Below are 25,531 nucleotides of genomic sequence, written 5' to 3' on the forward strand. Positions count from 1 at the left end.
CGCAACACTTCGTTGGCGATGATCTCCACGTCGGATGCCTGGCCGCCGCTGCCCTCGATGGCGGGCTGGTGGATCAGGATCCGCGCATTGGGCAGCGCCAGCCGCTTGCCCGGGGTACCCGAGGCGAGCAGCACCGCGGCCGCGGAAGCAGCCTGGCCCATGCAGATCGTCTGCACGTCGGGTTTCACGAACTGGATGGTGTCGTAGATCGCCGTCAACGCCGTGAACGATCCGCCCGGGGAGTTTATGTAGATTTGGATGTCGCGGTCCGGGTCCATGGACTCCAGCGTCAACAGCTGCGCCATCACATCGTTCGCCGAGGCGTCGTCGACCTGGACGCCCAGGAAGATGATCCGCTCCTCGAACAACTTCGCGTACGGGTCGTACTCGCGGTAGCCCTGGCTGGTGCGCTCGACGAAGCGCGGCAGCACGTAGCGGGACTCCGGCAGGTGGAGCTGACGGTCGTTCATGAAGTCCCCCCGGATCCCGGCACCTGACGCGCGTTGTTCACGACGTGGTCGACGAACCCGTAGTCGCGGGCCTCCTCGGCCGTGAACCAGCGGTCGCGGTCGGAGTCGTTCGAGATCTGCTCGACCGACTGGCCGGTGTGCTCGGCGATCTGCTCGGCCAACCGCTTCTTGGTGAACAGCATCTGCTCAGCCTGGATCTTGATGTCCGAGGCCGTACCGCCCAGCCCGCCCGAGGGCTGGTGCATCATGATCCGGGCGTTGGGCAGCGCGTACCGCTTGCCGGGAGCGCCCGCGCAGAGCAGGAACTGACCCATCGAGGCAGCCAACCCCATCGCGACCGTCGCCACGTCGTTCCTGACGAACTGCATGGTGTCGTAGATCGCCAACCCGGCCGAGACGGAACCGCCCGGGGAGTTGATGTACAGCCAGATGTCCTTCTCCGGGTCCTCCGCGGCCAGCAGCAGGATCTGCGCGCAGATGTTGTTGGCCATGTCGTCGCGGACCTCGGTGCCGAGGAAGATGATGCGCTCACGCAGCAGGCGCTCGTAGACGCGCTCTCCCAACCCACCGCCCTCGGCACTGTCACGGGACTGGATCACTGAAACCTCACCGGCTCGGGGCTTGTGGTTACGCAAGGACGATCACTCGCGGCTGACTCGACCTTAACGTGGGCGACTGACCGAAGGCGGGGCCGGATGCCCCTGTTCGCTCACGGCGCAGGTTCGAACGCCCGGAGCGACCCGAAAGGCCCCGCTCCGTACGGGGTCGGGTCAGTCCCCGGACGGGGCCTGCGGGATCTCCGCGCTGGCCGGGTCGGCCATCGCGGCCGCATGCTCGCCCACCGTGGTGACCGGTTGCGCGGGGTCGATCCCGGCCTCGTGCAGGGCCTCCATCTCGGCCCGGACCAGGTCCTCGATCTCCTCCGCGCCCTCCGGGCGCAGCGCGGCCAGGTCGATCTCGGCGCCGGCGGAGTCGGTGACCTTGGCGTCCTTGAGCACGATCGCCAGCGCCTTGCTGCGCACGACCTCGGCGACCAGCATGTTGGCCTGGCCGGCGGCGACGATCTGCTGCGCGAACTGGTCGGGGGTCATCCCGGTGCCGGACGCGCGCTGGATCAGGTGGCGGGTGAGCTCCTCCTGGCCGACCGACACGTTCTCGGCCCGCGCGATCGCGTCGAGCAGGAACTGCGCCCGCATGCCGTGCGCGGACTGCTTCTCGATCTCCTCGTGGAACTCCTCGGCGCTCTGCCCCTCGTGGCGCAGGTAGTCCTCCAGGGTCAGGCCGCCCTGGGCGAGCTGGCGGGCGATCGAGTCGGTCCGGAAGTGCACCTCCTCGTGCAGGAACGACTCCGGCAGCGGGATCTCGACCTTCTCCAGCAGCGCCTCGATGACCTTGTCGCGCGCCGCGCCGCCCTGCATCAGCTTCTTCTGGGTGGCCATCTTGGTGCGCATGTCCGCGCGCAGTTCCTCGACGGTGTCGAACGGCGAGGCGGTCTGGGCGAACTCGTCGTCGACCTCGGGCAACTCGCGCTGCTTGACGGTCTGGACGGTGACCGCGATGTCGACCTCCTCGTCCTTGCGCGGCCCGGCGACCAGCGTCGAGGAGAACGTCTTGGACTCCCCGGCAGACATGCCCTCGATCGCCTCGTCGAGACCCTGGACCAGCGAGCCGGAGCCGATGACGTAGGACAAGCCGTTCGCCTGGGCGTCCTCGATCTCCTCGCCGTCCTTGGTCCGACCGGACAGGTCGATCGAGAGGTGGTCCTCGGCCTGCGCCGGTCGGTCGACGCCCGTCAGCGTCGCGAACCGGGCGCGCAGCGACTCCAGCTGCGTGTCGATGTCCTCGTCGCTCACCTCAGCGGTGTCGACGGTGACCTCGATGCCCTTGTACTCCGGCACCTCGAACTCCGGTCGCACGTCGACCTCGATGGTGAACTTCAACTCGGCGCCGTCGGCGAACTCGGTGACGTCGACGCTGGGCTTCCCGAGGACCTGGATCTTGGCGTCGGTGACGGCCTGGCCGTAGAAGTGCGGGATCGCCTCGTTGACAGCCTCGTCGAGCACGGCGGCGCGCCCGAACCGCTTGTCGATGATCTGCGGGGGCACCTTGCCCTTGCGGAAGCCGGGCACGTTCACCTGGCCGCCGATCTTCTTGTACGCCGCGTCGAGGCTTGGCTTCAGTTCGGCGAAGGGGACCTCCACCGTGAGCCGGACCCGGGTCGGGTTCAGGGTCTCGACGGCACTCTTCACGGCGTGTTTCTCCTGCTCTTTGACGTGGATTCGCTTGGAACGTACCGGGTTGACCCGGCGCAGCGCGAAACTTTGTTGCTCGGCACCAGTCGGGGCGGGGAGACTCGAACTCCCGATCTCCTGCCCCCAAAGCAGGCGCGCTAGCCACTGCGCTACGCCCCGTCGCGTCGGGCGGTAAGTGTAGTGGGCTGGGTCGGGAAGACCGCAGGCCGCCGAATGGTTGGCCTCTGAAAGCGTCGAGCGGGAGGCGGGGGATCCGTGGGCTACACAAGTGCACCGGACGGTTGGTGGCAGAAGTTCGTCAGCGCCGACCCGCCGCGCACCGCCAAGCTCGCGGTCGTCCGCGCCGACGGTTCGCCGCTCGTGGTCCCCGTCTGGGTCGACCTGGAGGAGACCCCGGACGGTGTCGCGGTCGTGCTGCTCACCGGGAAGGACACCGTGAAGGGCCGGGCGATCGCCCGCGACCCCCGGGTCTGCCTGTGCTGGGACGACGAGCGGCCGCCGTTCAGCTTCGTGACCCTGCACGGCAACGCTGCGATCATCGATGATCTGGCGGAGGTGCGCGCCTGGGCCGGGCGGCTGGGCGGGCGCTACCTGGGCGCGGACCGGGCCGCGGAGATGGCCGAACGCAACGGGGTGCCCGGTGAGGTCCTGGTGCGGGTGCGGCCGGAACGCGTGATCGCGATGGTGGACCTGTCCGCATGAGCGAGCTTGCGAGCGAATCAATGGCACAGTGCCCGCCACTCACCCGCCCGCACCGGCGAACGGTCGCCCGCCGGTGAGCACCTTGACGCGGCTCGGGCCGCGCCCCCTGCTCGTCGCCCTGACCATGTACCTGGTCATGACCGGCGCGACGGTGCCCACGGCGCTTTACGGGCTGTGGGCACGTCAGTACGGGTTCGGCACCCTGATGATCACGGTGATCTTCTCGATCTACGTCATCGGCGTGCTCGTCGGCCTGCTCGGCCTGGGCGGCGTGTCCGATGCCATCGGGCGCCGCCCCGTACTGCTCGCGTCGGTGGCCGCCTCGACCGTCTCCGACGTCGGGTACCTGGTCGCGCACAGCCTCACGATGGTCTTCGCGGCCCGGTTGGTGTCCGGCCTGGCCACCGGCCTGGTGGCGGGCACGGCCACCGCGGCGATGGTCGACCTGGCACCGGCCGGCCTGCGCGGACCAGCTTCGACGACCGCGCTGGTGGCCAACGCCGGCGGGCTGGCGTCCGGCCCGGTCCTGGGTGGTGTGTTCGCACAGCACCTCAGTTCGCCGACCCACCTCGTCTACGTCGCGCATCTGGTCCTGCTCGCGGTGGCGGCGGTCGGGACCTGGTTCGCCGTGCCCCCCGGCCGCCGCCGGCCGGAGGTGTCGCTACGGCCGCGCGGGCTCGCGGTGCCCGCCGAGGTGCGCGCCCCGTTCTGGCAGTCCTCGTCCGCCGGGGGTGCCGGCTTCGCGGTCGGAGGTCTGATCAACGTGGTTGTCGGGGCCTTCCTGGTGCACCTGGTCGGGGTCCACGACCTGTTGCTGGCCGGGGTCATCGCCTCAACGGTGTTCGGCACCGTGGCGGTGGGCCAGGTCGTGGGCCGGTCCTTGACGGTCTCGACCGGCATGCTGCTGGCCTGTGTCGGGCTGTTCGTGTCCTGCCTGCTAAACGCGGCCAGCCTCGCCACCGGCTCGGTCGAGGTGCTGGTGCTGGCCGGGATCACGGCGGGCACCGGTACCGGGCTGGCGATCGGGCAGGGCATCGCCACCATCAACACCAGGTGCCCGCCGGAGCGTCGCGGCGAGACGAACTCGGCGTTCTTCGCGGTCATGTACATCGGATTGGCGGTGCCGGTCATCGGTGCCGGGGTGGCCGTCAACCAGATGGGCCTGCGCTCCGGCGGTGAGTTGTTCAGCGGGTGCGTCGCGGTGGTCGTGGTCGCCATCGGACTGAGCCTGATGTGGGAACTGACCCGGAGTCAGGCCCAGGAACCCTCGTTCGAGCCGGAGCTCGAGGCCGTGGGCGAAGAGGTGTTGGTCCCGTTGTGCCACAAACCCCGCGCGGTGCTCTACCTATAGGCTGAGCACGCTCCACGCGGGTGTAGCTCAATGGCAGAGCCCCAGCCTTCCAAGCTGGCCATGCCGGTTCGATCCCGGTCACCCGCTCCACGCATTTGCGCAGCTCAGCGACCTTTGGGTCACGCCGGACGGGCCCAAAATTCGGCACGACACCCCCTGCGTGACGTTCACGTTGATCTTGGTCGGGCGGGACGGTGCCGCTCCGGCGCATGCTTGACGAAACAGGAAAATGGACGCTCGGAGACGCGAGGGCTGGGTGGGCCCTTCTGGGCAACGGAGGCCGGCGACGGACACCAAACTCCTTGCGCGTCAGGAGCGTGCAGATCTTGCGGCGCTGCTGTCCACGCTGCGACCCCGGCAGTGGGATCACCCCACCTTGTGCAGCGACTGGTCCGTGCGCGAGGTGGTCGCTCACCTGCTCAGCTACGACGAGCTGGACACGCGCGGCCTGATCACCCGCTTCGCCAAGGCGCGGTTGCTGCCGGACCGCGCCAATGCGGTCGGGGTAGCCGACTACAGCACCTACGAACCCGAGCAGCTGGTCGCGCTGTTGAACACAAACCTGTCTCCACGGGGACTTCCGGCGGCCTTCGGCGCGAGGATCGCGCTGGTCGACGGCCTCATTCATCACCAAGACATCCGGCGACCGCTGGGTATGGCACGCGTCATCCCGCCCGAACGGCTCCGAGCCGCGCTCCCGTTCGCACTGATCGCGCCGCCCATCGGGGCGTTCCGGCGCGCTCGCGGATTGCGACTGGTCGCCACCGACCTGGTCTGGAAATCCGGGCGCGGTCCGGAAGTGCGTGGGCCGGGCGAGGCGCTCCTCATGGCGCTCGCCGGCAGACCCACTGCAGGGCCCGAGCTCTCCGGTCCCGGGCAACCCATACTCGTCCGCCGACTCGGTCGCGGCCTGGGCTGAGTCCCTGCCCCCTCGGGTTCAGCCCGGCAGGCGCAGCCGCTCGACATCCGGTCGATCCCCGTACACGGAGCGGATCCGGTCGAAGTCATGGTCGTCGTGCAGCACCGACAACCGATGTTCGACGGCCAACGAGGCGATCAGGATGTCGGGCAGGGGCACGCTGCGGTGCAGCCGCGCGGCGATCAGCGCCGCCATGATCTCGACGGCGCGACGCTCCGATCGCGGTGTGGCGTTCAGCGTCAGCAGCGGGGCCAGCACCGCATCGCGCAGCCGGGGCCAGTCCGCGACGTCGCGGCTGGACACCGCGACCCCGAGAACCGTGGGCAGGCTCACCCAGACGCGGCCCTGGTTGATCCGGTCGATCCAGGTCGGGTAGTCCGGCGAACGCGGAAGCTTCCAGAGGGCGGACTTGTCGATCGCCCAGTCGGTCATGACCAGGCGGCCCGCATCAGTTCCTCATCGCCGAGGCCCGACGCCAGGCCGACCGCGGGGGAATCGCCGAAGCGAAGGACTCGGATTCAATAAAAACTAACCAGTCAATTCGTTTTGGTGAAACCGTTGACTCATCCTCGGGGCAGCCCTAGGCTGAAACAAGTCAGCACTGACTAGTTCATCCATGGGAGCCGTACCCGGTGGTGACGCCGCAGCCGACGAGCGCCGCCTTGTCCAGGGGCAGGTCCGGTTCGACCTTGACGGTGCTGGCGACCGGCACCACCGCGTACTCGCTGAAGGTGCCGAGCATGCAGGCCTGGCCGATCTCCTCGCCGCGCCCGCGCAGCCGGTAGGTGCCGTCGAGCTGCGGGCCGAGCATGATCGCCCCGCCCAGGTCCCACAGGTTGCTCATGCCACGAGCGCAGTACGAGCAGCGCCCGCAGGCCCTCCGTGCGCACCGCGGCGCTCAAGGCGGGCGACGCCGCGGTGATCATGGGCATCGGCGGCATCGGCATCAACGCGGTGCAGGGCGCTCGGGCGGCCGGTTGTCGCTACGTCTTCGCGATCGACCCGGTGGCCTTCAAACGGGAGAAGGCCCTGGAATTCGGGGCGACGCACGCCTTCGCCGACCCCGACGAGGCCTGGCTGGTCGTCGCGGAACTGGCGCGGGGTCAGTTGGCCGACGCCTGCGTGATCGCCACCGACGTGGCCGAGTCCGAGTACGTCGCCCAGGCGCTCTCCCTGGTCGGCAAGCGCGGTCGGGTCGTCGTCACACCGCCAGCAGGCCATCACCCGGCCGCGCGTACGGACGTTGCGCAACGAGGTGCTGTGGTACCCGTACTCGCGTCGACGCGTGGGCGTCGTGGCCCGCATCCTGCGCGCGTTGGTGGCACGCGACCCGCGGCGCCGGCTGACCGGGAGTTCCTGATCGTCGGCTCAGGCCTCGGGCCCGAGGTAGATGTCGGCAACCGCCGCCAGGTCCGCAGCAGCCGTTCCTCCTCCGCGCTGCCGGCAACGACGGTCCGGGCGGCGGCGCCGAGCATCGAGGTCACCAGCACCACACAGAACTCGCGGAACCGGGGGTGCGCGGCCCGTTCCTCCCCGAGCAGCGTGCGGCACAGCGCAAGGTTGGCCCGCCCGAACTCGCGCTCCAACGGGACGAGGTAGTCCGTCATCTCCGCGTCGTGACGGGCCACGGCCAGGAGTTCCAGCGACGCTCGGCCGAGCGGTCCGGAGAAAACCTGCCAGAGCAGCGTGACCCAGTCCTCGCCCTTTTCCGTCTCCAGTTGTGCCGCGTGGACGCGGACGTCGTCGATGCGGGTTGCGTAGAGGTGCCGTACCGCAGCCGCAATGAGTTCGCTGCGCGAGCTGTAGTAGTGCAGCAGCACACCGCGGGAGAGCCCGGACTGCTTCTGCACCTCCAGCGTGGTGGTGGCGGCGTAGCCACGATCGGTGAGGATCGCGACCGTCGCCTCCAGGAGCTTGCGCTCGGCGGTCTCCCGTCGCTCGCGTTGGCTGATCCGCCTGCGCGGCAACGAGTCGGCGCCCATCGGTACAAACTAGACTGAACGCGCAAGTTCAGATTGGCGGGCCATGGTCAGGGCGAAGGCGACAGACTCGGCGGCGGTGGTCCTCGCGGCGGCGTCGGTGTTCCGGACCAACGGTTACCGGAACACGACCATCGACGACATCGCCAAGGCTGCGGGTATCGCCAAGCCCACCGTCTACCAGTACGCCAAGAGCAAACAATGGCTGCTGAGTCAGGTGGTCGACGGAGTGATCAAGGATCTGGACCGGCGGGTCCAGGTCCAACGCGACCTCGCGGTGGAACCGATCGAGCGACTGCACAGCACGCTGCGTGCCCACGTCGCCGCCGCAGTCGAACTGCGCACGTTCTACGCGATCGTGCTCAACGAGGAGGCCGAGCTCCCGGCGGCCACCCGCAAGCGGTACCGCACGTGGGCCCACCGGATCACCGAGGAGTTCCGCCTCCTGCTCGCCGAATGCGCTCCGGCGGGCGCCCTCGACCACGGCGTCGCGGCGAACCTGATCATCACGATGATCACATCACTGCATCGCTGGTACGACCCGGAAGGCCCGTTGTCGCCCGATGCATTGGCCGAGCAGATCCTGCTTGCGGTCGACAGCATCGTCGCCCCCAGAGGTCCGCTCTCGCTCCCACGCCCTCCTGCGCGCAAAGGTCAGCCAACAGCCAAGGACGGGCCCCCGATCCGGTGAACCCAGGCGAACCCGCCGCCGTTTTCCGGCGCTGTGCAACGAACAGGTCGAATCCCCTCCAAGATCCACCGCCGTCGCTGGCGGGTCGCGCCCGGCCGTAGTCAAGGTGGAAGCCGAACCGCCGGCACGGGGGCGCAGGCGGGGATTCGAGGCGGGGGCGCCAGATGTGGTCTGAACGCGTTGGACTGCGTATCGGTTTGGTTGCGCTGCTGAGCCTGCTGACGTCGGTGGGCGGGGCCGAGAGCGCGCGGCCGACGCAGGTGGTGCAACGCAGCGCAAGCACCTCGGTCGCCCACACCGAGTCGGTGGCCGACGAACCACCCGCGCCGGAGCCCGCCGGACCGCCCGATCCGGCCGACCCCGAACCCGCAGATGCATCCGCGACGTCCCCGGTAGCCGCGGCGCCGCGCACCTGGCACCTGGTCGGCCTAGGCGACTCGGTTCTCACCCAGTGCCGGTGCGACGGGGTCCTCGCCACGTACGCCGGTGCCGTGCGCGACCGCACCGGCGACGCGATCGACGCCCACAACGCGGCGGACCCGGGTTGGTCGAGCGCCGATGTGCTCTGGGACCTGCAGCACAACGGTCCGACCCGCGACGTGGTCAGCTCCGCGGACACCGTGGTTGTGTTCGCCGGGGCCAACGACTTCACGCGCGCGTTCGACGCGGTGGCGGCCGGAGCCGGCACCTCGGCGTTCCGACCCGTGGCGAACCAGTTGGAGGCCAACCTCAGCGCCGTGGTCACCGAGATCCGCCGGCTGGCCCCGCCCGGGGTGCGGGTCGTGCTGTGCGACTACTGGAACGACTTCAAGGCCGGCGCCGTGGCCCAGCGCGAGTACAGCGCCGCGCGGCGCACCGCGGCCGAGGAGGCCACGATCGCGACCGACAACGCGATCCGCAGCGTCGCCGAGCAGACCGGGGCCGTCTACGTCTCGACGCGGGCCGCTTTCGCCTCGCACCCGGACGTGACCGGGTTGCTCGACCCGGACGGGGACCACCTCTCGGCCGCGGGTGCCCGTCTGGTCGCCGGCGCCATCCTGGCGGCTGACCCGAGCGTTGGCTCCGAATCGGCCGCGCAGGCGGACAACTGACCCAGCGTCAAGTTCGGTCGGGCGGCCGGACGCACGACGGCCGGCAGTCGGGGGTCCCGACTGCCGGCCGCCCAGCCAACCGGCCGATCCGGCGTCACTCGCAGGTGGGGTTGTCCAGGTCGTAGTAGCCGTAGTAGTAGGGGTCGCACCCGTCGGTGTAGTAACCGCCGTAGTCGCCGCCGTAGTAACCACCGCCGTAGTTGCCGCCGCGCCGGTATCCACCGCCGCCGCGCGAGTGATGGACGCCGCCGGAGTATCCCCCGCCGGTCCAGCGCCCAGTGCCCGAGCCGCCGGTGGACCGCCCCGTGCCGGTCCCACCGGTGTTGCGCCCGGCGGCGCCGCCGTAGGACCCACTGCTGCCGCCGCGGCCGGTCCAACCGCCACTGCCGCCACCACCCGGGCCGTGGTACGCCGGGGCCGTCACCGCTGACGGCGCGGTCGTCGCCGCACTCGCGACACCGGCGCCGGCCAATGTCATGGCACCGGTCAACAGACCGGCCACAGCCAGCCGACCGAGCACTGTTCGATTCCGTGGCACATTCATCGTCGTCCACTTCCTTCCGAACCAGGGACCGCACTCGTCGGCCAAGATCAACTCTTACCGACCGGTCGGTAATTCAATATATCTTCTACCCGGACGAACGGGAAGGAAACCGGCGCCCCCCTGTGTCCCGCTGGGCCGGCCAGGTTTGGCGAGGCCTGCGGGTGGAGATATCCATGCCATGAATCCACTCACCGAACTGCAGCAGACCCCGGCCGGCGGCGCCGGGGAGGACGCGGATCCGGCAATGGGCGGGGCCTACCGGCCCCTCACCGAGGAGGTCCGGCAGGCCGCCCGCAGGACCATCTGCGCCCGCGCGAACGACGTCGCGGACGCGCGCGAACTGCTGCTGGCACTGGGCCTGATCCCGGTCCGGTCGGCTGCTCCGGTGGTATCGATGTCTGAGCCGCCGGTGTCCGCGCCGGAGCCGATCCCCGCGGCGGCCGTCGGCGCCTGACCCGGCGTCCCGACCGGCGCTCAGCCGTCCGAGTCGTCGTCGGTGTCGCCCGCGCCTGTGTCGCCGCCGCTCCCGGAATCGTCCTCCTGCTCGGGCCGGATCTGGTCGGCACCGGGGATCTGCGGCGGCGGCAGCGTGCTGACGGTGCGGAGCACCTGGGCGAGTCGATGCTGCGTGGCCGGCAGGCCGGGGAACTCGCGGCCGGTCGCGCCGAAGATCGAGGTCAGATCACCGAAGGTGGAGCGGCGCCAGTCGGTCAGGTTCGGCACCGGGACGCCAGTCAACGCCTCCAGGAACTGCAGCGTCGAGGTGTGGTCGAACCGTTCGCTCGCGATCCACCCGCCGGTGGTCCACGGCGAGACGATGATGCACGGCACCCGGAACCCGGCCCCGATCGGTTCGCCGTCGATGAACTCCCCCGGCGTACCGGGCGGCGGCGTCGGGGGGCGGACGTGGTCGAAGAAGCCGTCGTTCTCGTCGTAGTTGAGGATGAACACGGTCTTGGCCCACACGTCGGGGTTGGCCGCGATCGCGTTGATCTTGCTGGCCACGAAGTCCGCGCCGGCCGCCGGCGTCCAGTTGGGGTGCTCGGACTGGTAGCTGGTCGGCACGATCCAGGACACTGCGGGCAGTCGGTCGTTCATCGCGTCGTACTCGAACTGCCCGACCGGGCCGATACGCATCGCGTTGCGGTACAAGTCGGAGTCCACCGCAGCGTTCTGGAAGACCTCGAAGCGCTCCAGCAGGTTGCAGTGGAAGTTGTCCTCCTCCTGGTAGACCTTCCAACTCACCCCGGCCTCGGTCAGCGCCTCCGGGTAGGTGCGCCAGCCGTACGGCGTGACCGCGGAGTTCTTGGTGATCGGCCCGCCGTGCTCGCCGTCCGGGTCGATGCTCGCGCTCCACAGGTACAGCCGGTTCGGCCACGTCGGGCCTAGTACCGAGGAGTGGTAGTTGTCGCAGATCGTGAAGTTCTCCGCCAGGGCGAAGTGGAACGGGATGTCCGCGCGTTCGAAGTAGCCCATGGTGAACGGGCCGTTCTTGCCGTCGGTGTCGCGGTGGGCGGGCACGAAGTTGTCCATCGCGCCGTCGTTCCACGAGGCGTGCAGCGCCTCCCAGGAGTGACTCAGGGACGGGTTGGCCTGGGCGTTGGTCGTCGAGCTGTCCAGGTGGAACGGCAACAGGTACCCGTCCGGGTGGTTCGGGTCCGGTTGGTGGAACACCGAACGGCCCGTGCTCAATGTGAGCGCGTCCGGGTCGTTGAATCCGCGCACCCCCGCAAGCGTTCCGAAGTAGTGGTCGAACGACCGGTTCTCCTGCATGTGGATGACCACATGCTCGATGTCGCTGAGCCGCGGGGCCCGCGCGGGACCTGCCGCCAGCGCCCGGTTCACGTTGGCCGGCAGGAATTCCGCGGCGAAGGCGGCGCTCGCGACCAGCCCGGCCGTCTTGAGCAACCGACGCCTGCTGATGCCGACCACCGCTACTCCCTCCGCAAGCCCGCACCGCGCGCCCCGACGGCCGGGTGCGGCTCCTACGCAGGAAGTAGAGCACACGGCCGATCATGAACGAATGGCCGATTTCGCAATGCACAAGGCAAATCCAAGCGGTGCTCGGACCGTGCGGGATCAGGCGGTCAGCTCCGGCGGGACGGGAAACTGCAGGTGGAGCAGCAGGTCGGCGATCTTGGAGTCCAACGTCCGGCCGACGGCCGCCACCTGCGAGTCGCCGAAGCTGCCGAACAGGTCGCTCGGTCGGTCGATCAGCAGGTGGGTGGCACCCGCGTGGTCGGTGCGGATCGTCGTGCGCAGCGGCGCGTAAAGCATCACGCCGGCGTCGTTCCCGTACATGGTCTCGGCGATCAGCGGATTGCCGACCAGATAGGTCTTGGCCGCCGCGGAATGCCCGGCCGCCTTCATGAACGCAGTCGCGTCCAGTTCGTAGAAGATGAACAGCGAGACCGGCGATGCCGCGGCCAGCAGTGCTTTCACGTCCGCGAACGTCTTGGTGTGCAACGTCGCCGCCAGCTGTGCGGCGGGCAGTGGCGGGATCGCCTGCTCGAAACGACTCACGCTCGCCGCGAACGACAGGCCGGTCGGGATCGCCAAGCGTGTCGAGGTGTGGGCGGTGGCACCGGGTCCACCGGTCGAGGTCGCCGTTGCCGTTGCGGCCGAGGCTCCCGCCTCACCGCTGCCGCAGGCGCCGAGCCCGGTCAGGCCGGCCACGGCGAGCAGGCCGGTGCGCAGTGCCGCCCGACGTCCGACGGTTGGCCGGGACGGATCGGTCGATTCGACAAGCATCGGGGGCCTCCGGGGATACGACTACTGGAGCCCCATGCCTATGTTCCGTTGCATAAAGATCGACGGCGGACCGGGGTCCGTCAGGTCAATTCTCCCGCACGGCCGGTACCGGCGACCGTTATCGCGCGGCCTCGGCCAGGTCGAGAAGGCAGTTGTTGCCGCCGAAGCCGTTCGGTTCGTAGCCGTGGGCGCGCTCGTCGTCGAACCAGTGGCCGCCGTCGGTCACGTAGCGAAAGCGGTACACCTGCCCCGCCCGCAGTCGCACGGTGGCCTTCGGCGGCCCGCCTGCCCTGCTGAGCAAGGGATTCGCGGCCGGGTCCCAGCCGTTGAAGTCGCCGACCACGCTGACCGCGCCGGTGCTTGGGTCGGTCTGGTTGGCCGAGAAGGTGATCGACACCGTCTCGGTGTCGCGGGTCTTCCTACGCGTGATCATTGCCCCGTCCTTCTTCCAGTCACGGTGAGCGGTCGCCAACAGCAGGGCCAGGTGGTCGCGCCCGCCCGGAGGCCACGTCGAACCGGACGCGCGCAGATCGAGCTGCGGAACCCGGGGTCGGCGGCGCCTTTTCTGGACCGCACCGGGTTATGAGCGGAATCTACCTCCCGCACTGCGGCCCGACAATCACCGGCGCGCTGTTCTCCTCGCGCCGAATCCGGCCGCCGATGAACCTGGCGCCGATCCGAACTGACTGGCCGTCAGATGTAGCGGACGATTCGCGAACCGGCGTTCGCGGCAGTCGGACGAGCGGCGCCCAGGGCCACCCTGGTCAATAGCGATTCTAACCGTTATATTCGTTATTGACGGTTAGACAACAGAAGGAGACCGGGCATGACCACCAACTCCGTCCTGCAGGGGCAGCGGGTCCTCGTCGTCGGCCGCGCGGGCGGCATCGCGCAGGCCGTGGTGCTCGCCGCGCGGGCCGCGGGTGCCACGGTGATCGTGGCAGGCCGTGACTGCGCGGGTCTGACTGCCGCTTACGCCGACGACCCCGGGATCAGCGCCGAATCGGTCGACCTCACGGACGAGGACTCGATCGCGGCGCTGGCCGAACGCGTCGGGCGGGTGGACCACGTCGTCTCGACGGCCTCGGCCCGAGCCCGCGGTCGGCTGCCCGATCTGGACCGCGACGCCCTCCTGCGGTCGTTCGACACCAAGGTCGTCGGCCCACTCCTGCTGGCCAGGCACTTCGCGTCCCGGATCAACCCGGGCGGGTCCTTGGTGCTCTTCTCCGGGGTCGCGGCGAGCAAGATCGCGGTCGGCACCCTGGGGGTCGCGATCACCAACGGCGCCGCCGAGGTTCTGACCCGGTCGCTGGCGCTGGAACTGGGCCCTATTCGGGTGAATGCCGTGTCCCCCGGGGTCATCGACACCGGAGCCTGGGACGCCCTCGGGCCGGACGGCAGGGATCGCTACTTCGCCGAGATCACGCAGCGCAACCCGGTCCGGCGGATCGGCACCGTCGAGGACGTGACCAGCGCGGTCCTGTTCGCGCTCACGAACACCTTCCTGACCGGTCAGACCCTGCACGTCGACGGCGGGGAAGTCCTCGGCTGACCGCGTTCCCAGCTGCCCGACCTACGGTCCGGGCGCATCGTAGTCTCGCCGCCATGGCCCGCCTGAGCCCGGACCGCAGACACGGCCCGTTGCCGGCCTTGCTGCTCGGCCTCACCGTGTTCAGCGGAGTGGTCGACGCCGTCAGCATCCTCGGCCTCGGCCGGGTCTTCGTGGCCAACATGACCGGCAACGTGGTGTTCGTGGGCTTCGCCGTAGCCGGCGCGCTAGGGATCTCCTTGGCGGCGACGTTGATCGCGCTGGCCGGGTTCCTCGCAGGCGCCGGCACCGGCGGGCGTCTGGTGGGCCGTCTTCGTGCCGACCGGGCCCGACTGATCGCGGTGGCCGCAACCGCCGAACTGGTCCTCGTCACCGTGGCCACGATTCTGGTCGCGGCGGCGCACCGCCCGTTGTCGGCCGGTCCGCGCGACATCGCGGTTGCCCTGCTGGCCGCGGCCTGCGGCATCCAGAACGGCGCTGTGCGTGGGCTCGGCGTCCCGGACCTGACGACCACGGTGCTCACGCTCACGTTGACCGGCATCGCCGCCGACGGGCGCACCCCGGCCTTCCCCACCCGGGTCGCCGCGGTGGTGACGATGCTCGTCGGCGCGACCGCGGGCGCCGAACTCGAGGTGCACGTCGGGATCACCGCCGCGCTGGTACTGGCCGAGGCGATCCTGGTCGCCGTGACGACCCTCGCGTGGAACACGCCCCGCCGCCCCGGCGCGTGGCGCGCGCAGGCCGGACACTGACGGGGCGTCAGGCTTCGGCGGGCGGTGCCGCGTCCAGGCGGGTGAGCAGTTCCGCGGCACTCACCCCGCCGGGCCGCTCGCCCCGGTCGGCCAGGTCCGCGACCACGTCGAGCAGTAGTTGATTGACCGGAGTCGGGACACCGTGCGCACGGCCGAGAGCGACGATCTCGCCGTTCAGGAACGGGGTCTCCACCGCTGTGCCCCTGGTCAGGCTCTGCCAGGTGGAGCCGCCGCCCCGTTCGACGCCGGCCACGAGGCGCGGGGTGATCAATTCGGCGCGCCGGACCGCGTCCTCGGCGCGAGTGGCCACGGCGATCCCCGCGGCCGTCAGAGTGGCCTCGCCCTCGGCGGCCGCGCGGGCGGCGAGCGCGGGCAGGTCGGGGTCGTCCGGGCCGCAGATCGCCTGACCGGCGTTGGCCAGGTTCATGATCAGCTTGCGGAACTTCCAGCGCATGATCGCCGACTCGGGCTGCGAACTGAACCCGGCGGCGCGCAGGTCCGCAACCACCGCAACGGCCAACTCGTCGGTGCCTTCGGGACAGCGACCCAGGTCGAGGATGCCCGGCACGGGTCCGGAGTAGGCCGTCACCGCTCCGGCGCGCAAATGCTCGGCGGGCAGCATCACGCAGATGCCGTAGACGTCGGCGAAGCGTGCCGCGGCCACCCGTTCGTTGGCCACGCCGTTCTGGGCGCAGAACACCGGGACCGATGGCGCGTTCGCAGCCAGATCATCGATGATCGCAGCGCTGTCCTGGGACTTGGTGGCCAGCACGGCGACGTCGCCCGGCGCCCAGTCGACCTGCGCCGCCTGCGGGTGCACCGTCAACCGGACCACGCATGCTCCGGTGGGGTCGGCGTACGCCAGGCCGTCGCGGGCGATCACCGCCCCGTGCTCGCCGCGAGCCACCACGGCCACCCGACTGCCGGCCAGGTGCAGCCGCGCCGCGATCGTCCCCCCGACCGCGCCGGCGCCGATGATCACGTACCGCACGCCGCAGCCCTTCCCCCGACCCTCGTCGCCAACCGACGCACGCTCTCTCAGCGCCGCGCCACGAACAGGCTCTGCGCGCCCTGCCCGACCACCCGGTCCCGATCGAACAACCGGGATGTGGCCAGGCCGAACCCCAACTCGTCGAGCCGGGTCCGGGCGTCCAGGCAGATCCACTGCCCGCGCGGGACCGCGGCCAGGTGCACGGTCAGTTCGGTGTTGACGAACAGCCACTCGCGCGGGTCGAGCCGGTGCGAGACCCCGCTGCCGGAGTCGGCCACGGCGAGGACCCGTTGCAGACCCGTCGGTTCCTCGTCGGGCACCAACGGGAACCGCATCCGCCCCCACACCGTGCCCGCACCGATTTCCGGTCGGGGTTCCTGCACCCAGCGCCACTCGATCGCCCGCAGATAACCGCCGGACCAGTCGGCGAAGTCCTTCGCGGTCGACGGGAACGGCGGCACCGTGTCGTCCGGTCCGGCGACCGCCGGCGGCAGATCCACGTCCGCTCGACGCACGCGCCAAGCCTGCGCCCGCAACGCCGGCCGACCGGCCGCGGTCATCTCGGCCTCGACCAGTTCGATCCGACGCCCCGGGCGCAGCACCCGGGTCCGCACCGCCACCTCAGTGACCGGGATCGGGCCGAGGATGTCCAGACAGACCCGCACGATCGTTACCGGGCCGGCGCCCGGCTCCTGTTCGATGGCCCGGGCCAACAGTGCCGAGGGCGGCCCGCCGTGCTGGGAATCCGGGTCCCAGGGCCCGACGGTGTGCTCGCCGGCGCGGTAGCGCCCGTCCCCCAGCGGCTCGTAGAACGCGTCGCTCATCACCCGGAGCGTACGGGCAGATTTGCCGGGCCGGGCTCGGTGCCGGCCCGGCGCTGCTCAGGTGCGCGCGACCTGGAAGCCGGCGAAGCTCTGGACCACCGGCATCAGTTCGATCACGTTGACATTGACGTGCGCCGGCACGTTGGTGGCCCAGGCGACTGCCTCAGCGACGTCGGTGGCGGTCAGTGCCTGCGTCCGGTCGTAGACGGCGTCGGCACGCTCGGCGTCGCCATGGAACCGGACCAGTGAGAACTCGGTGCCACCGGCCAACCCCGGTTCGATGCAGCTGACCCGCACGCCGGTGCCGTGCAGGTCCGAGCGCAGGTTGAGGCTGAACTGCCGGACGAATGCCTTGGTGGCGCCGTAGACGTTGCCGCCGGGATACGGGTAAGTGCCCGCGACCGATCCGAGGTTGACCACGTGCCCGCGCCCACGCTGCACCATCCCCGGCAGCACCGCCCGGGTCATGTAGGTCAGGCCTTTGCAGTTCGTGTCGACCATCCTGTCCCAGTCGGCGAGGTCCGCGGCCTGGGCCGGTTCCAGCCCCTCAGCCAGCCCGGCGTTGTTGACCAGCACGTCGGGTTCGGCGAACTCGCCGGGCAGCCCGGCGATCGCCTCGGCCACCGCCGCGGAGTCCCGGACGTCGAGCACCACGGTGTGCACCCGGGGACCCAACCGTTCGGCCAACTCCTTCAGGCGATCGGCTCTTCGGGCCAGCGCCACGACCCGGTCGCCGTCGGCGATGTAGCGCTCCGCGATCGCGGACCCGAACCCACTGCTCGCCCCGGTCACCAGTACGGTCCGCATCAACGACCTGCCCCTTCGGTACGGGTTCTCGCGGCCTTCGTCACACCGCGACGACTCCCCCTATCTGACACTCAATCAGAAGTGCTGGGAAGCCTTACTTCCAGTTCTGGATACCAGTGACCGGGCCGCCCACTGCGTTCCTGGGTCAGTGCAGCGCCCTCAGGGGGTCGTCACCGGCACGCGCTCGCTCAGCAGCTCCACGACACGGTCGGTCTGGTCCGGGCTGACGCACGGCTTGACGCGATGCCCGACGTCGATCACGAGCATCATTTCCTTACCGGTGCGCTTGACGTCGAGCGGGAACCAGTAGCTCGGATGGCTGGTGCCCCAGATCCGGCCCTTGCCGCTGCGCCACGACATCGACCGGCACTCGACCCCGCGGATCGCGGAGTACGGGATCCGTTTGGATCCGGCCCACGGGAAGTAGTAGCGCCGCAGCGTGATCCCGTCCGTGTCGAGGGTCAGCGTCGGGTCTTCGTAGATGTTTGGACTCACGTGCACGATGGTATCCCCGACTTGAACTGACGTAGCGTCAGAATCAACGCACCGGGGCGGCGAACCACAGGGTCCGCTTGGTCCAGTGGCCCGGCCCGATGCGACGACCGGAGCACACCGCGATCGCGATCTGCGGCGGCCCCGCGGTCTCGAAATATCGGCTCCGGCCGTTGCTGACCGCCTCGGCAGGCACCTCGACCCGGTCGGTCACCCGGTAACAGATCCGACCACCACTGCCGTGGACCACGATGTGGTCGCCGGAATGCAGTCGGTCCAGCATCTCGTTGCCCAGCGCGCTGCCGTCCGGCCAGGTGTGGGCGTTGAACAGTGAGTTCCCGTGCGGGTCCCCCGGTTTGACGCCGCTTCCGAGATCGAACGCCATCATGTACTTGCCGGCGTGGCTGATCGGCGGGGCCCCGGGTCGGTTCTGGGAGTCGCGGCCCACGGCGACCACCTGGACGTCGTCCGCGATTCCCGTCAGGTCGACCGTGTCCGGCACGAACGGACGCGCGGCCGTGCTGCAGCCCGAGGGCGGCGGAGGCGGCGGCGGGCCCGGCGGCGGCGGGAAGAACGGCAGCGGCGGCAGCCCCGGGATCGGGGGCAGGGGGGGAAGCGGCAGCGGGCCGATCCCGATCGGGTCCGGCGGGCCGTCGTCGGCCCGGGCGACCGGCAGTGCGTAGGTGAAGGCGAGCGCAGCCGTCAACGCGCCCACGGTCACCAGCCGCCACCGACCCATCAGCCTGCCCCCAACTCGCACCGATCGGCCTGACCCCGTCGCGGCGTCTGCCCCCCGGCATCGCGCCCGCACGTCGGTGTCGGGGGATCTTCCCATGCGATGTTCGGATCGGGGCCGATCGGCCGTCATCGGCGCGCCCCGGACGGAACGCGAATCGGTCCTACCTCCTGCCGAATCACGTGTACCAGCAGATTCGCCGGCGCGGGTGCACATCGCGAGAAATAGGACAGAACGGAGCATCGCCCGGGCCGTGCGCACAGAGGCGCCCGGCCCGGTCAAGAGACCGGGCCGGACGCTTCCGGGCGGGGAACTGACGTCGGGTCAGCGGGCGCGTTGGTGGAGGCGTTCGATGTCGACCAGGACCACGGCACGAGCCGCCGTCCGGATCCAGCCCCGGTCCGAGAAGTCGGCCAGAACCTTGTTGACGGTCTCCCGGGACGCACCGACCAGTTGCGCCAACTCCTCCTGCGTCAGGTCGTGCCGCAGGTGCAGGCCGACGTCGCAGGGCGTTCCGAAGCGGGCCGACAGATCCAACAGGGTCTTGGCCACCCGACCGGGGGTGTCGTGGAAGACCAGATCGGTCTGCGCTTCGGCCGAGCGGCGCACGCGCCGTGAGAGCCGACCGAGCAGGCACAGCGCGAGGTCCGGGCGCTGCCCCAGCAACGGTTCGAGCGCCCGCCGTTCCAGGGCGCAGACCTGTGCGTCGGTGACGGCGGCTGCAGTGGCCGTCCGGGGGCCTGGGTCGAACAGGGACAACTCACCGAACATGTCACCGGGACCGAGCAACGACAGCAAGCTCTCGCGTCCGTCCGATGCCACGCGGCCGAGTTTGACCTTGCCGTCGGCGATGACGTAGAGCCGGTCGCCGACTTCGCCCTGGCGGAACAGCACCTGGCCGCGGCGCAGTCGACCCTCAGCCATGCACCGGCGCAGGTCGGCGGCCGCCTCGTCGTCCAGTGCGGAGAACAAGATCGAGGTGCGGATCATGTCCACGCTCTGCTCGACGCTGATCGGGACGTCGTGCGCGGGTCCGAACGTCTCACGGGTGGCGTCCCGACCGACGCGCCGGGATCGCCCGGTCGGCGCCGATCTGCCGCCCACCACCTGCAATCGGGGCCTGCGGATCTCGTTCGCCCGGTCGGGCGTCGGCTTCCCGGCGCACGGCACTGCGACGGATGGTTGGTTCTCGACCGCCGATTCGACCGGCGCGAGGATTGAGCTGGTCATGTGCGACTCCGCTGGGACTTGCGGGGATTCACTCGGACAGTCGGCGTGGCGGCGCCTTCGTTGGCCGTCGCAGGCTCAGGCCCTCCTACAGAGCTCCTGGGCAGTTGCGGCTACGCGATCGACCGAGTGCGGGAAATCCGGCCGTGCGCGTGTGGCGGGGGCTGACTGGATGTGATGTGTCTCACTGCCCACTTCCGGCTCCCCCAAACGGGGTCACCAGTGGAGCTGACTCGCGTCCGTCTACCCGGAATTGATCACGTCACGCGTGTCCAGCCGATCCGGCACGAATCCCGCGGATTCGCTGCCACGTAGGGTTTCTCGGGTGACTGCTCTCGACTTCACCGTGTTCACCGAACCGCAGCAGGGCGCGAGTTACGACGACCTGCTGGCGGTCGCCCGCGCTGCCGAGGATTCCGGGTTCGAGGCGTTCTTCCGCTCCGACCACTACCTGGTGATGGGCGACCGCGACGGTCGTCCCGGTCCGACGGACGCCTGGATCACGCTGGCCGGGCTGGCGCTCCAGACCAAGCGCGTGCGGCTGGGGACGTTGGTCAGCGCTGCTACCTTCCGGTACCCCGGCCCGCTGGCGATCGCGGTCGCTCAGGTGGACGCGATGTCCGGCGGACGGGTCGACTTCGGCCTGGGCGCCGGTTGGTACCAGCGGGAGCATCAGGCCTACGGTCTGCCGTTCGGAGACCTCGGCGAGCGTTTCGACCGGCTCGCCGAGCAGCTGGAGGTCATCACCGGACTGTGGGCCACCGGCGGCGGATTCAGCTTCTCCGGCAAGCATTACGAGGTTCTGGACTCCCCCGGCCTGCCCAAGCCCGCACAGCGCCCCGGGCCGCCGGTCGTGATCGGCGGCATGGGTGCCCGGCGTACCCCGGAACTGGCCGCGCGCTTCGCCGCCGAGTTCAACGTGGCCTTCCAGCCGATGGCGGCCGCCCGCGCCCAGTTCGCCCGCGTCGGCGAGGCGTGCCGAGCGGCCGGCCGCGACCCGGGATCCATGCGTCGGTCGGTCGCGCTGGTGGTGTGCGCCGGTCGCGGCGACGCCGAGGTCACCCGGCGGGCCGCGGCGATCGGCCGTGACGTCGAGGACCTGAAGCTCAACGGCCTGGCCGGGTCGCCCGCGCAGATCGTCGACCGGCTTGGGACTTGGCACGAGGCCACGGGCATGACCCGGGTCCACCTCCAGGTGCTCGACCTTGCCGACCTGGCCCACCTCGAGCTCCTCGGCAGCTCGGTGATCCCGGCCTTCGGCCGCTGAGGCACCACCGGTTCGGCCCTCCACCGTGGATGCGCACGGCCGCAACCGGGCACCATTGATCTTGGGTGTCGGCAAACCCGATCGTGGGGCCCGAGGAGGACCGGATGAAGTACCGCACGCCGCTGATCCTGGTAGCGCTGACCTGCGCCGCCGCCGTGTCGCCGTTCGCCGTCGGGTCGTCGCACGCGGCCGCCGCGGGTAACTGCCCGGCGCACGCGTTGTGCCTGTTCCCCGAGGCCAACTACCAGGGCGAGCCCGCGGTCCTGACCATTCCGCAGCACTGGTCCGCGAAGTCCACGCGCCTGGACGACGCCCCGTGCATGCATCACCACATCGGGTCGGTGATCGACAACACCAAGTACGGCGTCACGGTGTTCGGCAACGACCAGTGCGACGACGGCGGCGACAGCCAGGACATCGCCGGCGGTGGCAAGGTCGGGAAGTTCAGCGACTGGCACGCCCGCAGCGTGGTCTTCCCGTTGGTCTACCCGGTCGACTGATTCGTCGGCGCCGGGTCGTCACGTACCTTGACCGGGTGCTGTTGCCAACCCTGTTCGGGCCGCTGATCGCTGCCATGACGTCGCTGGTCGCGATGCCCGCGGCCGATGCCGCCGTGCCCGTCGGCTCGGCGACCCACTACGAGTTCCCGTTGCGCTGCAGTGGGCACGTCTCGTACGGGCACGTCCATCACGACTATCCGGCCACCGACATGTTCGCCCCGGTCGGCTGCACGTTCCTCGCCCCGGTCGCCGGGACCGTCGACGAGATCTCCGCGGCCGACGACTGGAACTCGCGGAGCAACAAGGGCGCGGACCGGGGCGGTCGTTCGGTCTCGATCGTCGGGGCCGACGGCGTGCGTTACTACGGATCCCACTTGTCCGCCCTCGCCCCAGGCATCCGACCCGGCACGGCGGTGAAGGCCGGGCAACCGCTCGGTGCGGTCGGGCGGTCCGGTGATGCCCGCGGCGGATCGTCGCACCTGCATTTCGGCATCTCCTGGCCCACGGTCCCGGGACGGTGGTGGGTCCGCCGCGGCGAGGTGTACCCGTGGCCGTATCTGGACGCCTGGCGCGCGCACCGCGACCGCTCCCCCGCAACCGCCGTCGCGGCCCGGCATCGGCAGGTCGGCGACAAGGGCTGCACGACCGACTGCTGAGCTTCGAGCTGACGCCGCGTCAGCCCTGGGACGAGGACAAGTGCAGGCACCGGCGGCGGCCGGTGCCTGCGCTTCGAAACTGGTGCGAGCCGGATCCCCGTCAGTCGCAGGTGGGGTTGTCCGTGTCGTAGTAGCCGTAGTAGTACGGGTCGCAGCCGCCGTCGTAGTAGTCGCCGCCGCCGTAGTAGCCGCCACCGCGGTAGCCGTAGCCGCCACCGCGCCAGTGCCCGCCGCCACCGCGCCAGTGCCCACCGCCACCGCCGTGCGGCCCGCGGGGCGCCGGCTTCGCCGGCACGACGGACGCCGCGGCGTGGCCGGGTGCCGTCGCGGCACCCGCCGCCGTGGTACTCAGGCCGAAGGCGCCGGCCGTCAGCACGCACACAGCGGCCAACCGGCCCGCTGCAGTCCTGCCCTGTCGCAAAGTCATCCTGTTCCCTTCCCTTCGGCACCCTCGAACCGGTCCGCGTAGGTGCCCGAAAGCGAACTTGAACCGACCGGTGAGGCAGTGCTTTCCGGCCGAACCGGACGCCAAACCCGAATCGGATAACGATTCGCCTCTGCCCTGAGCCGCCGGCGACGCTGCGATCATCGATGATCGCAGCGCTGACTCTCATACGTGGAGCGCTGACTCTCATACGTGGGACGTGAGATTTCGGCCCTCGGGGATGACGCTCCGTATGAGAGTGCGCCGAGGGGGCGAACCCACAGCCAGGCCACAGCCGGGTGTGTGATCCTGCGCGCCGTGGGACGTTGGCAGTGGCGGACCGGCGCGGTGCTCGCCGGCGTCGGCGGATGCGGCGGCGCGCTGGCACAGCTGTCGCTTCGGGCCGGCAGCCAGGGCCAGGTCTCGGCCACCGCGACGCTGCTCGGCGGCCTCCTGTTGAGCATGACGCTGTGGCCGTTGGCCGCCCGCACAACTCGCGTCCTGCCGCTGGGCCTCGTACTGGCCGCCGCCCAGTTCGGCAGCCACGCGTTGACAGTCCTCGGCACCGGGCAGCCGTCCGGCCCGGCCGCACTCGTGTGCTGCCCGTCGGCAGCACAGACCCGACGCGGCCCGATCGGGGCGCTGACGGCGCAAGCCGGCTGGGCCTTGGCGGCCGCGCAATTGCTGGTCTGCCTGCTGCTCGCGATCGGGCTGCGCGCCGGACGGACCGGGCTGGACCTGCTCGGCCATGCGCTCGCCCTGATCGGCGCCTCGCTCGGCGCGAGCGCACGCCGGGTCTGCGTCGCGCTGCGCTTGCTCACCGCCGTAATCCAGCCCGCGGCCCAGGTACGCAGCCCGCGCCCCGGCTCGCACACCGGCCGCATCCGCACACGCATCCGGGTCGTGGCGACGGTCGCTCGGCGGGGCCCGCCCGCGCGGATCGCTTTCGCCGTCCGCGCCGCAGGCTGATCCCCGGCTGATCCGAGGGGCCTGGCCCGTGCGGCCGTCCCCTCGACCAACCGGAGACAGCTGTGCCCCGAACCCTTGAACGCCGCACGTCCAGCACCACCAACCAGCCCCGGCAGCTCGGCGAACGGGCCGCAACCGCAGGGCGCCTCACCCTGGCCGCCGTATTCGGCTGGGCCGCGCTCAGCAAGATCACCGACCCGGACGGCACCGTCCGGTCGGTACGCGCCTACCGCCTGCTCCCGGAAGCCTTGGCGACCACCTTCGGTCGCGGGCTGCCCTGGATGGAACTCGCGCTCGCGGTCCTGCTCGCGCTCGGCCTCGCACTTCGATTGACCGCCGCCCTGACCGCCGGACTGCTGGCGGTGTTCACTGGCGCGATCGTCTCGGCCGCAGCCCGCGGGCTGCGGATCGACTGCGGTTGCTTCGGCTCCGGCGGCCCGACCGAGAATCCGCACTACGCCGGCGAGATCGGGCGCGACCTCGCCCTGACCGCTACGGCAGCGGCGCTGGCCTGGTTCGGCCGGTCGCACCTGGCCGTCGGGCCCCGGCCGCCGCTCGCCCCGCACGAAGCCACCGACCGGCAGGCCCGCGCCGCGGCCGTCCGGCACCAGGCCGCGGTGGCTGCCTATCGCCGGTCGCAGCGCATCGTGGCGATCGCCGCCGCGGGTACCGTGCTGGCGGCTGGGTTCACCGGGGTGGCCGTCGGGGCGGCCGGCGCCCCCGGAGCACCCACCGCTGTTCCAGCCGGGGTCACCGCGGCGGGCGGGATCGTCGTCGGTTCGCCGTCCGCGCCGCACACGATCGTCGCCTACGAGGACCCGCAGTGCCCGATCTGCGGGCAGTTCGAGCGAACCAGCGGGCAGACCCTGGCCGCGGCGGTGGAAGCCGGAGCGGTGCGGGTCGAGTACCGGATGCGCAGCTTCCTGGGCCCGGAGAGCGTGCGTGCCGACGCGGCACTGGGCGCAGCCCAGGACGAGGGGAAGTTCGCCGCCCTGCGCGCCGCGCTGTTCGCCCACCAACCGGCCGAGCGCACCGGCGGCTTCACGATCGCCGACCTCATCTCGCTCGGCGCCTCCGTGGGCCTCACCGACAGCCGGTACGTCGACGCGGTGCGGCATCAGACCTACGCCGCCTGGGCCCGCGAGGTCGACAACCAAGCCAGTCGGGACGGTAACACCGGCACCCCGGAGCTGATCCTCGACGGGCACGAGCTGTCCCAGTCGGTGGCGTTCGACCCAACCGCTCTGCAGGCCGCGATCATGAGCCCGGCCGCTGCGCCGGCCCGTTGACCCGGTGCGCGATCATGGCCGCACCGCGCGACCGACGGGAGGACGGCCCTGAACCGCTGCGCTGCCCGGCCTCCGGGCGATGGTGAGGTGTCCGGCACCGGCTCTTCGACGGCGCCGGAGCGGCTGGCCGCCCTGTACGAGCTGATCGGGACGCTGTCGTCGACCCGGGGGCCCGGAGCAGGCGCTGCTGGACCGGGCGACGGCCGAGATCGGCGCCGCGCTGGGCTGCCCCGCCGCTTGGGCCGGGCGCCTGGAGCCGGGAGCCGACGGCCTGCTCCGGGCGACGGCGCTCGGCGGC

31 protein-coding genes and 2 tRNA genes are annotated in these 25,531 nt (G+C 70.6%); 14 read left to right on the plus strand and 19 right to left on the minus strand.

Annotated elements, in window-relative coordinates:
* The 4 genes from VHU88_06390 to VHU88_06405 all read right to left on the minus strand — a co-directional run.
* Positions 1 to 470 (minus strand): ATP-dependent Clp protease proteolytic subunit (locus VHU88_06390; protein HEX3611299.1); only part of this gene is annotated, 470 nt, incomplete at its 3' end.
* On the minus strand, positions 467 to 1,105 hold the full coding sequence (locus VHU88_06395; protein ID HEX3611300.1) for an ATP-dependent Clp protease proteolytic subunit: 639 nt from the start codon (positions 1,103 to 1,105) through the stop codon (positions 467 to 469). The genes VHU88_06395 and VHU88_06390, both read right to left, overlap by 4 nt.
* Before the next feature lie 135 nt (positions 1,106 to 1,240).
* Positions 1,241 to 2,719 (minus strand): trigger factor, encoded by a 1,479-nt coding sequence (gene tig / locus VHU88_06400; GenBank protein ID HEX3611301.1) that lies wholly within the window; start codon positions 2,717 to 2,719, stop codon positions 1,241 to 1,243.
* Between the two features lie 89 nt (positions 2,720 to 2,808).
* Positions 2,809 to 2,881: transfer RNA gene (locus VHU88_06405), tRNA-Pro, on the minus strand.
* A gap of 96 nt (positions 2,882 to 2,977) precedes the next feature.
* Here VHU88_06405 and VHU88_06410 point away from each other — a divergent pair.
* From VHU88_06410 to VHU88_06425, 4 genes are all read left to right on the plus strand, one after another.
* Positions 2,978 to 3,424: a PPOX class F420-dependent oxidoreductase gene (locus VHU88_06410; protein ID HEX3611302.1), complete on the plus strand. Its 447-nt coding sequence runs from the start codon at positions 2,978 to 2,980 to the stop codon at positions 3,422 to 3,424.
* 73 nt (positions 3,425 to 3,497) lie between these two features.
* Positions 3,498 to 4,775 (plus strand): MFS transporter, encoded by a 1,278-nt coding sequence (locus VHU88_06415; GenBank protein ID HEX3611303.1) that lies wholly within the window; start codon positions 3,498 to 3,500, stop codon positions 4,773 to 4,775.
* Positions 4,776 to 4,791: 16 nt separating this feature from the next.
* Positions 4,792 to 4,865 (plus strand) — tRNA-Gly (locus tag VHU88_06420).
* 139 nt (positions 4,866 to 5,004) lie between these two features.
* Complete coding sequence (locus tag VHU88_06425) at positions 5,005 to 5,694, plus strand: maleylpyruvate isomerase family mycothiol-dependent enzyme (GenBank protein HEX3611304.1); 690 nt, start codon at positions 5,005 to 5,007, stop codon at positions 5,692 to 5,694.
* 18 nt (positions 5,695 to 5,712) lie between these two features.
* Here the strand turns inward: VHU88_06425 and VHU88_06430 are convergent, their stop codons facing one another.
* From VHU88_06430 to VHU88_06445, 4 genes are all read right to left on the minus strand, one after another.
* Positions 5,713 to 6,126, minus strand: coding sequence for a PIN domain-containing protein (locus VHU88_06430; GenBank protein HEX3611305.1), 414 nt, complete (start codon positions 6,124 to 6,126; stop codon positions 5,713 to 5,715).
* A gap of 178 nt (positions 6,127 to 6,304) precedes the next feature.
* Positions 6,305 to 6,538 (minus strand): hypothetical protein, encoded by a 234-nt coding sequence (locus VHU88_06435; protein ID HEX3611306.1) that lies wholly within the window; start codon positions 6,536 to 6,538, stop codon positions 6,305 to 6,307.
* Entirely contained in the window at positions 6,535 to 6,945 is a 411-nt protein-coding gene (locus VHU88_06440) for a hypothetical protein (protein ID HEX3611307.1), read from the minus strand. Before VHU88_06440 ends, VHU88_06435 begins: the two co-directional genes overlap by 4 nt.
* Positions 6,915 to 7,676: a TetR/AcrR family transcriptional regulator gene (locus tag VHU88_06445; GenBank protein HEX3611308.1), complete on the minus strand. Its 762-nt coding sequence runs from the start codon at positions 7,674 to 7,676 to the stop codon at positions 6,915 to 6,917. Before VHU88_06445 ends, VHU88_06440 begins: the two co-directional genes overlap by 31 nt.
* Before the next feature lie 43 nt (positions 7,677 to 7,719).
* Here VHU88_06445 and VHU88_06450 point away from each other — a divergent pair, with 43 nt between their 5' ends.
* Together VHU88_06450 and VHU88_06455 are read left to right on the plus strand one after the other, a co-directional pair.
* Positions 7,720 to 8,364 carry a TetR/AcrR family transcriptional regulator gene (locus VHU88_06450; GenBank protein HEX3611309.1) on the plus strand — a complete coding sequence of 215 codons (645 nt, stop codon included), beginning with the start codon at positions 7,720 to 7,722 and terminating at the stop codon, positions 8,362 to 8,364.
* Between the two features lie 164 nt (positions 8,365 to 8,528).
* A complete protein-coding gene (locus VHU88_06455; GenBank protein ID HEX3611310.1) occupies positions 8,529 to 9,455 on the plus strand; it encodes an SGNH/GDSL hydrolase family protein in 927 nt (308 codons plus the stop codon).
* 94 nt (positions 9,456 to 9,549) lie between these two features.
* On the opposite strand, the gene VHU88_06460 is transcribed toward VHU88_06455, so the two are convergent.
* Positions 9,550 to 9,999, minus strand: a complete 450-nt coding sequence (locus VHU88_06460; GenBank protein ID HEX3611311.1) for a hypothetical protein — start codon at positions 9,997 to 9,999, stop codon at positions 9,550 to 9,552.
* 178 nt (positions 10,000 to 10,177) lie between these two features.
* Between VHU88_06460 and VHU88_06465 the strand changes: the two genes are divergently transcribed.
* A complete protein-coding gene (locus VHU88_06465) occupies positions 10,178 to 10,453 on the plus strand; it encodes a hypothetical protein (GenBank protein HEX3611312.1) in 276 nt (91 codons plus the stop codon).
* A 20-nt stretch (positions 10,454 to 10,473) separates the two neighbouring features.
* Here the strand turns inward: VHU88_06465 and VHU88_06470 are convergent, their stop codons facing one another.
* From VHU88_06470 to VHU88_06480, 3 genes are all read right to left on the minus strand, one after another.
* Positions 10,474 to 11,931, minus strand: a complete 1,458-nt coding sequence (locus VHU88_06470) for an alkaline phosphatase family protein (GenBank protein ID HEX3611313.1) — start codon at positions 11,929 to 11,931, stop codon at positions 10,474 to 10,476.
* Positions 11,932 to 12,078: 147 nt separating this feature from the next.
* Positions 12,079 to 12,750, minus strand: coding sequence for a DUF302 domain-containing protein (locus VHU88_06475; GenBank protein ID HEX3611314.1), 672 nt, complete (start codon positions 12,748 to 12,750; stop codon positions 12,079 to 12,081).
* A 118-nt stretch (positions 12,751 to 12,868) separates the two neighbouring features.
* The gene (locus tag VHU88_06480) at positions 12,869 to 13,183 is read right to left on the minus strand and encodes an isoamylase early set domain-containing protein (GenBank protein ID HEX3611315.1); all 315 of its coding nucleotides are present in this window, start codon (positions 13,181 to 13,183) and stop codon (positions 12,869 to 12,871) included.
* A 393-nt stretch (positions 13,184 to 13,576) separates the two neighbouring features.
* On the opposite strand from VHU88_06480, the gene VHU88_06485 reads away from it, so the two are divergent.
* Together VHU88_06485 and VHU88_06490 are read left to right on the plus strand one after the other, a co-directional pair.
* Positions 13,577 to 14,302, plus strand: a complete 726-nt coding sequence (locus VHU88_06485) for an SDR family oxidoreductase (protein HEX3611316.1) — start codon at positions 13,577 to 13,579, stop codon at positions 14,300 to 14,302.
* A gap of 53 nt (positions 14,303 to 14,355) precedes the next feature.
* The gene (locus VHU88_06490; protein ID HEX3611317.1) at positions 14,356 to 15,051 is read left to right on the plus strand and encodes a YoaK family protein; all 696 of its coding nucleotides are present in this window, start codon (positions 14,356 to 14,358) and stop codon (positions 15,049 to 15,051) included.
* 7 nt (positions 15,052 to 15,058) lie between these two features.
* Here VHU88_06490 and VHU88_06495 read toward each other — a convergent pair whose 3' ends face one another.
* The 6 genes from VHU88_06495 to VHU88_06520 all read right to left on the minus strand — a co-directional run bounded on the left by VHU88_06495 (position 15,059) and on the right by VHU88_06520 (position 19,891).
* Positions 15,059 to 16,042: a 2-dehydropantoate 2-reductase N-terminal domain-containing protein gene (locus tag VHU88_06495; GenBank protein ID HEX3611318.1), complete on the minus strand. Its 984-nt coding sequence runs from the start codon at positions 16,040 to 16,042 to the stop codon at positions 15,059 to 15,061.
* 47 nt (positions 16,043 to 16,089) lie between these two features.
* Complete coding sequence (locus VHU88_06500) at positions 16,090 to 16,866, minus strand: thioesterase family protein (protein HEX3611319.1); 777 nt, start codon at positions 16,864 to 16,866, stop codon at positions 16,090 to 16,092.
* 57 nt (positions 16,867 to 16,923) lie between these two features.
* Positions 16,924 to 17,673 (minus strand): SDR family NAD(P)-dependent oxidoreductase, encoded by a 750-nt coding sequence (locus VHU88_06505; protein ID HEX3611320.1) that lies wholly within the window; start codon positions 17,671 to 17,673, stop codon positions 16,924 to 16,926.
* A 159-nt stretch (positions 17,674 to 17,832) separates the two neighbouring features.
* The gene (locus VHU88_06510) at positions 17,833 to 18,168 is read right to left on the minus strand and encodes a hypothetical protein (GenBank protein HEX3611321.1); all 336 of its coding nucleotides are present in this window, start codon (positions 18,166 to 18,168) and stop codon (positions 17,833 to 17,835) included.
* 43 nt (positions 18,169 to 18,211) lie between these two features.
* On the minus strand, positions 18,212 to 18,904 hold the full coding sequence (locus VHU88_06515) for a class F sortase (protein HEX3611322.1): 693 nt from the start codon (positions 18,902 to 18,904) through the stop codon (positions 18,212 to 18,214).
* 321 nt (positions 18,905 to 19,225) lie between these two features.
* Positions 19,226 to 19,891, minus strand: a complete 666-nt coding sequence (locus VHU88_06520) for a Crp/Fnr family transcriptional regulator (GenBank protein ID HEX3611323.1) — start codon at positions 19,889 to 19,891, stop codon at positions 19,226 to 19,228.
* Between the two features lie 562 nt (positions 19,892 to 20,453).
* On the opposite strand from VHU88_06520, the gene VHU88_06525 reads away from it, so the two are divergent.
* From VHU88_06525 to VHU88_06535, 3 genes are all read left to right on the plus strand, one after another.
* Complete coding sequence (locus VHU88_06525) at positions 20,454 to 21,395, plus strand: LLM class F420-dependent oxidoreductase (protein ID HEX3611324.1); 942 nt, start codon at positions 20,454 to 20,456, stop codon at positions 21,393 to 21,395.
* A 104-nt stretch (positions 21,396 to 21,499) separates the two neighbouring features.
* Positions 21,500 to 21,895, plus strand: a complete 396-nt coding sequence (locus VHU88_06530; GenBank protein HEX3611325.1) for a peptidase inhibitor family I36 protein — start codon at positions 21,500 to 21,502, stop codon at positions 21,893 to 21,895.
* 35 nt (positions 21,896 to 21,930) lie between these two features.
* Entirely contained in the window at positions 21,931 to 22,551 is a 621-nt protein-coding gene (locus tag VHU88_06535; protein HEX3611326.1) for a M23 family metallopeptidase, read from the plus strand.
* Between the two features lie 100 nt (positions 22,552 to 22,651).
* Here VHU88_06535 and VHU88_06540 read toward each other — a convergent pair whose 3' ends face one another.
* A complete protein-coding gene (locus VHU88_06540) occupies positions 22,652 to 22,978 on the minus strand; it encodes a hypothetical protein (GenBank protein HEX3611327.1) in 327 nt (108 codons plus the stop codon).
* A gap of 315 nt (positions 22,979 to 23,293) precedes the next feature.
* Here VHU88_06540 and VHU88_06545 point away from each other — a divergent pair, with 315 nt between their 5' ends.
* Complete coding sequence (locus VHU88_06545; protein ID HEX3611328.1) at positions 23,294 to 23,944, plus strand: hypothetical protein; 651 nt, start codon at positions 23,294 to 23,296, stop codon at positions 23,942 to 23,944.
* Positions 23,945 to 24,006: 62 nt separating this feature from the next.
* Positions 24,007 to 25,233 (plus strand): MauE/DoxX family redox-associated membrane protein, encoded by a 1,227-nt coding sequence (locus VHU88_06550; GenBank protein ID HEX3611329.1) that lies wholly within the window; start codon positions 24,007 to 24,009, stop codon positions 25,231 to 25,233.
* The last annotated feature ends 298 nt before the right edge of the window (positions 25,234 to 25,531 follow it).

The organism is Sporichthyaceae bacterium, from assembly GCA_036269075.1.
Taxonomy (GTDB): domain Bacteria; phylum Actinomycetota; class Actinomycetes; order Sporichthyales; family Sporichthyaceae; genus DASQPJ01.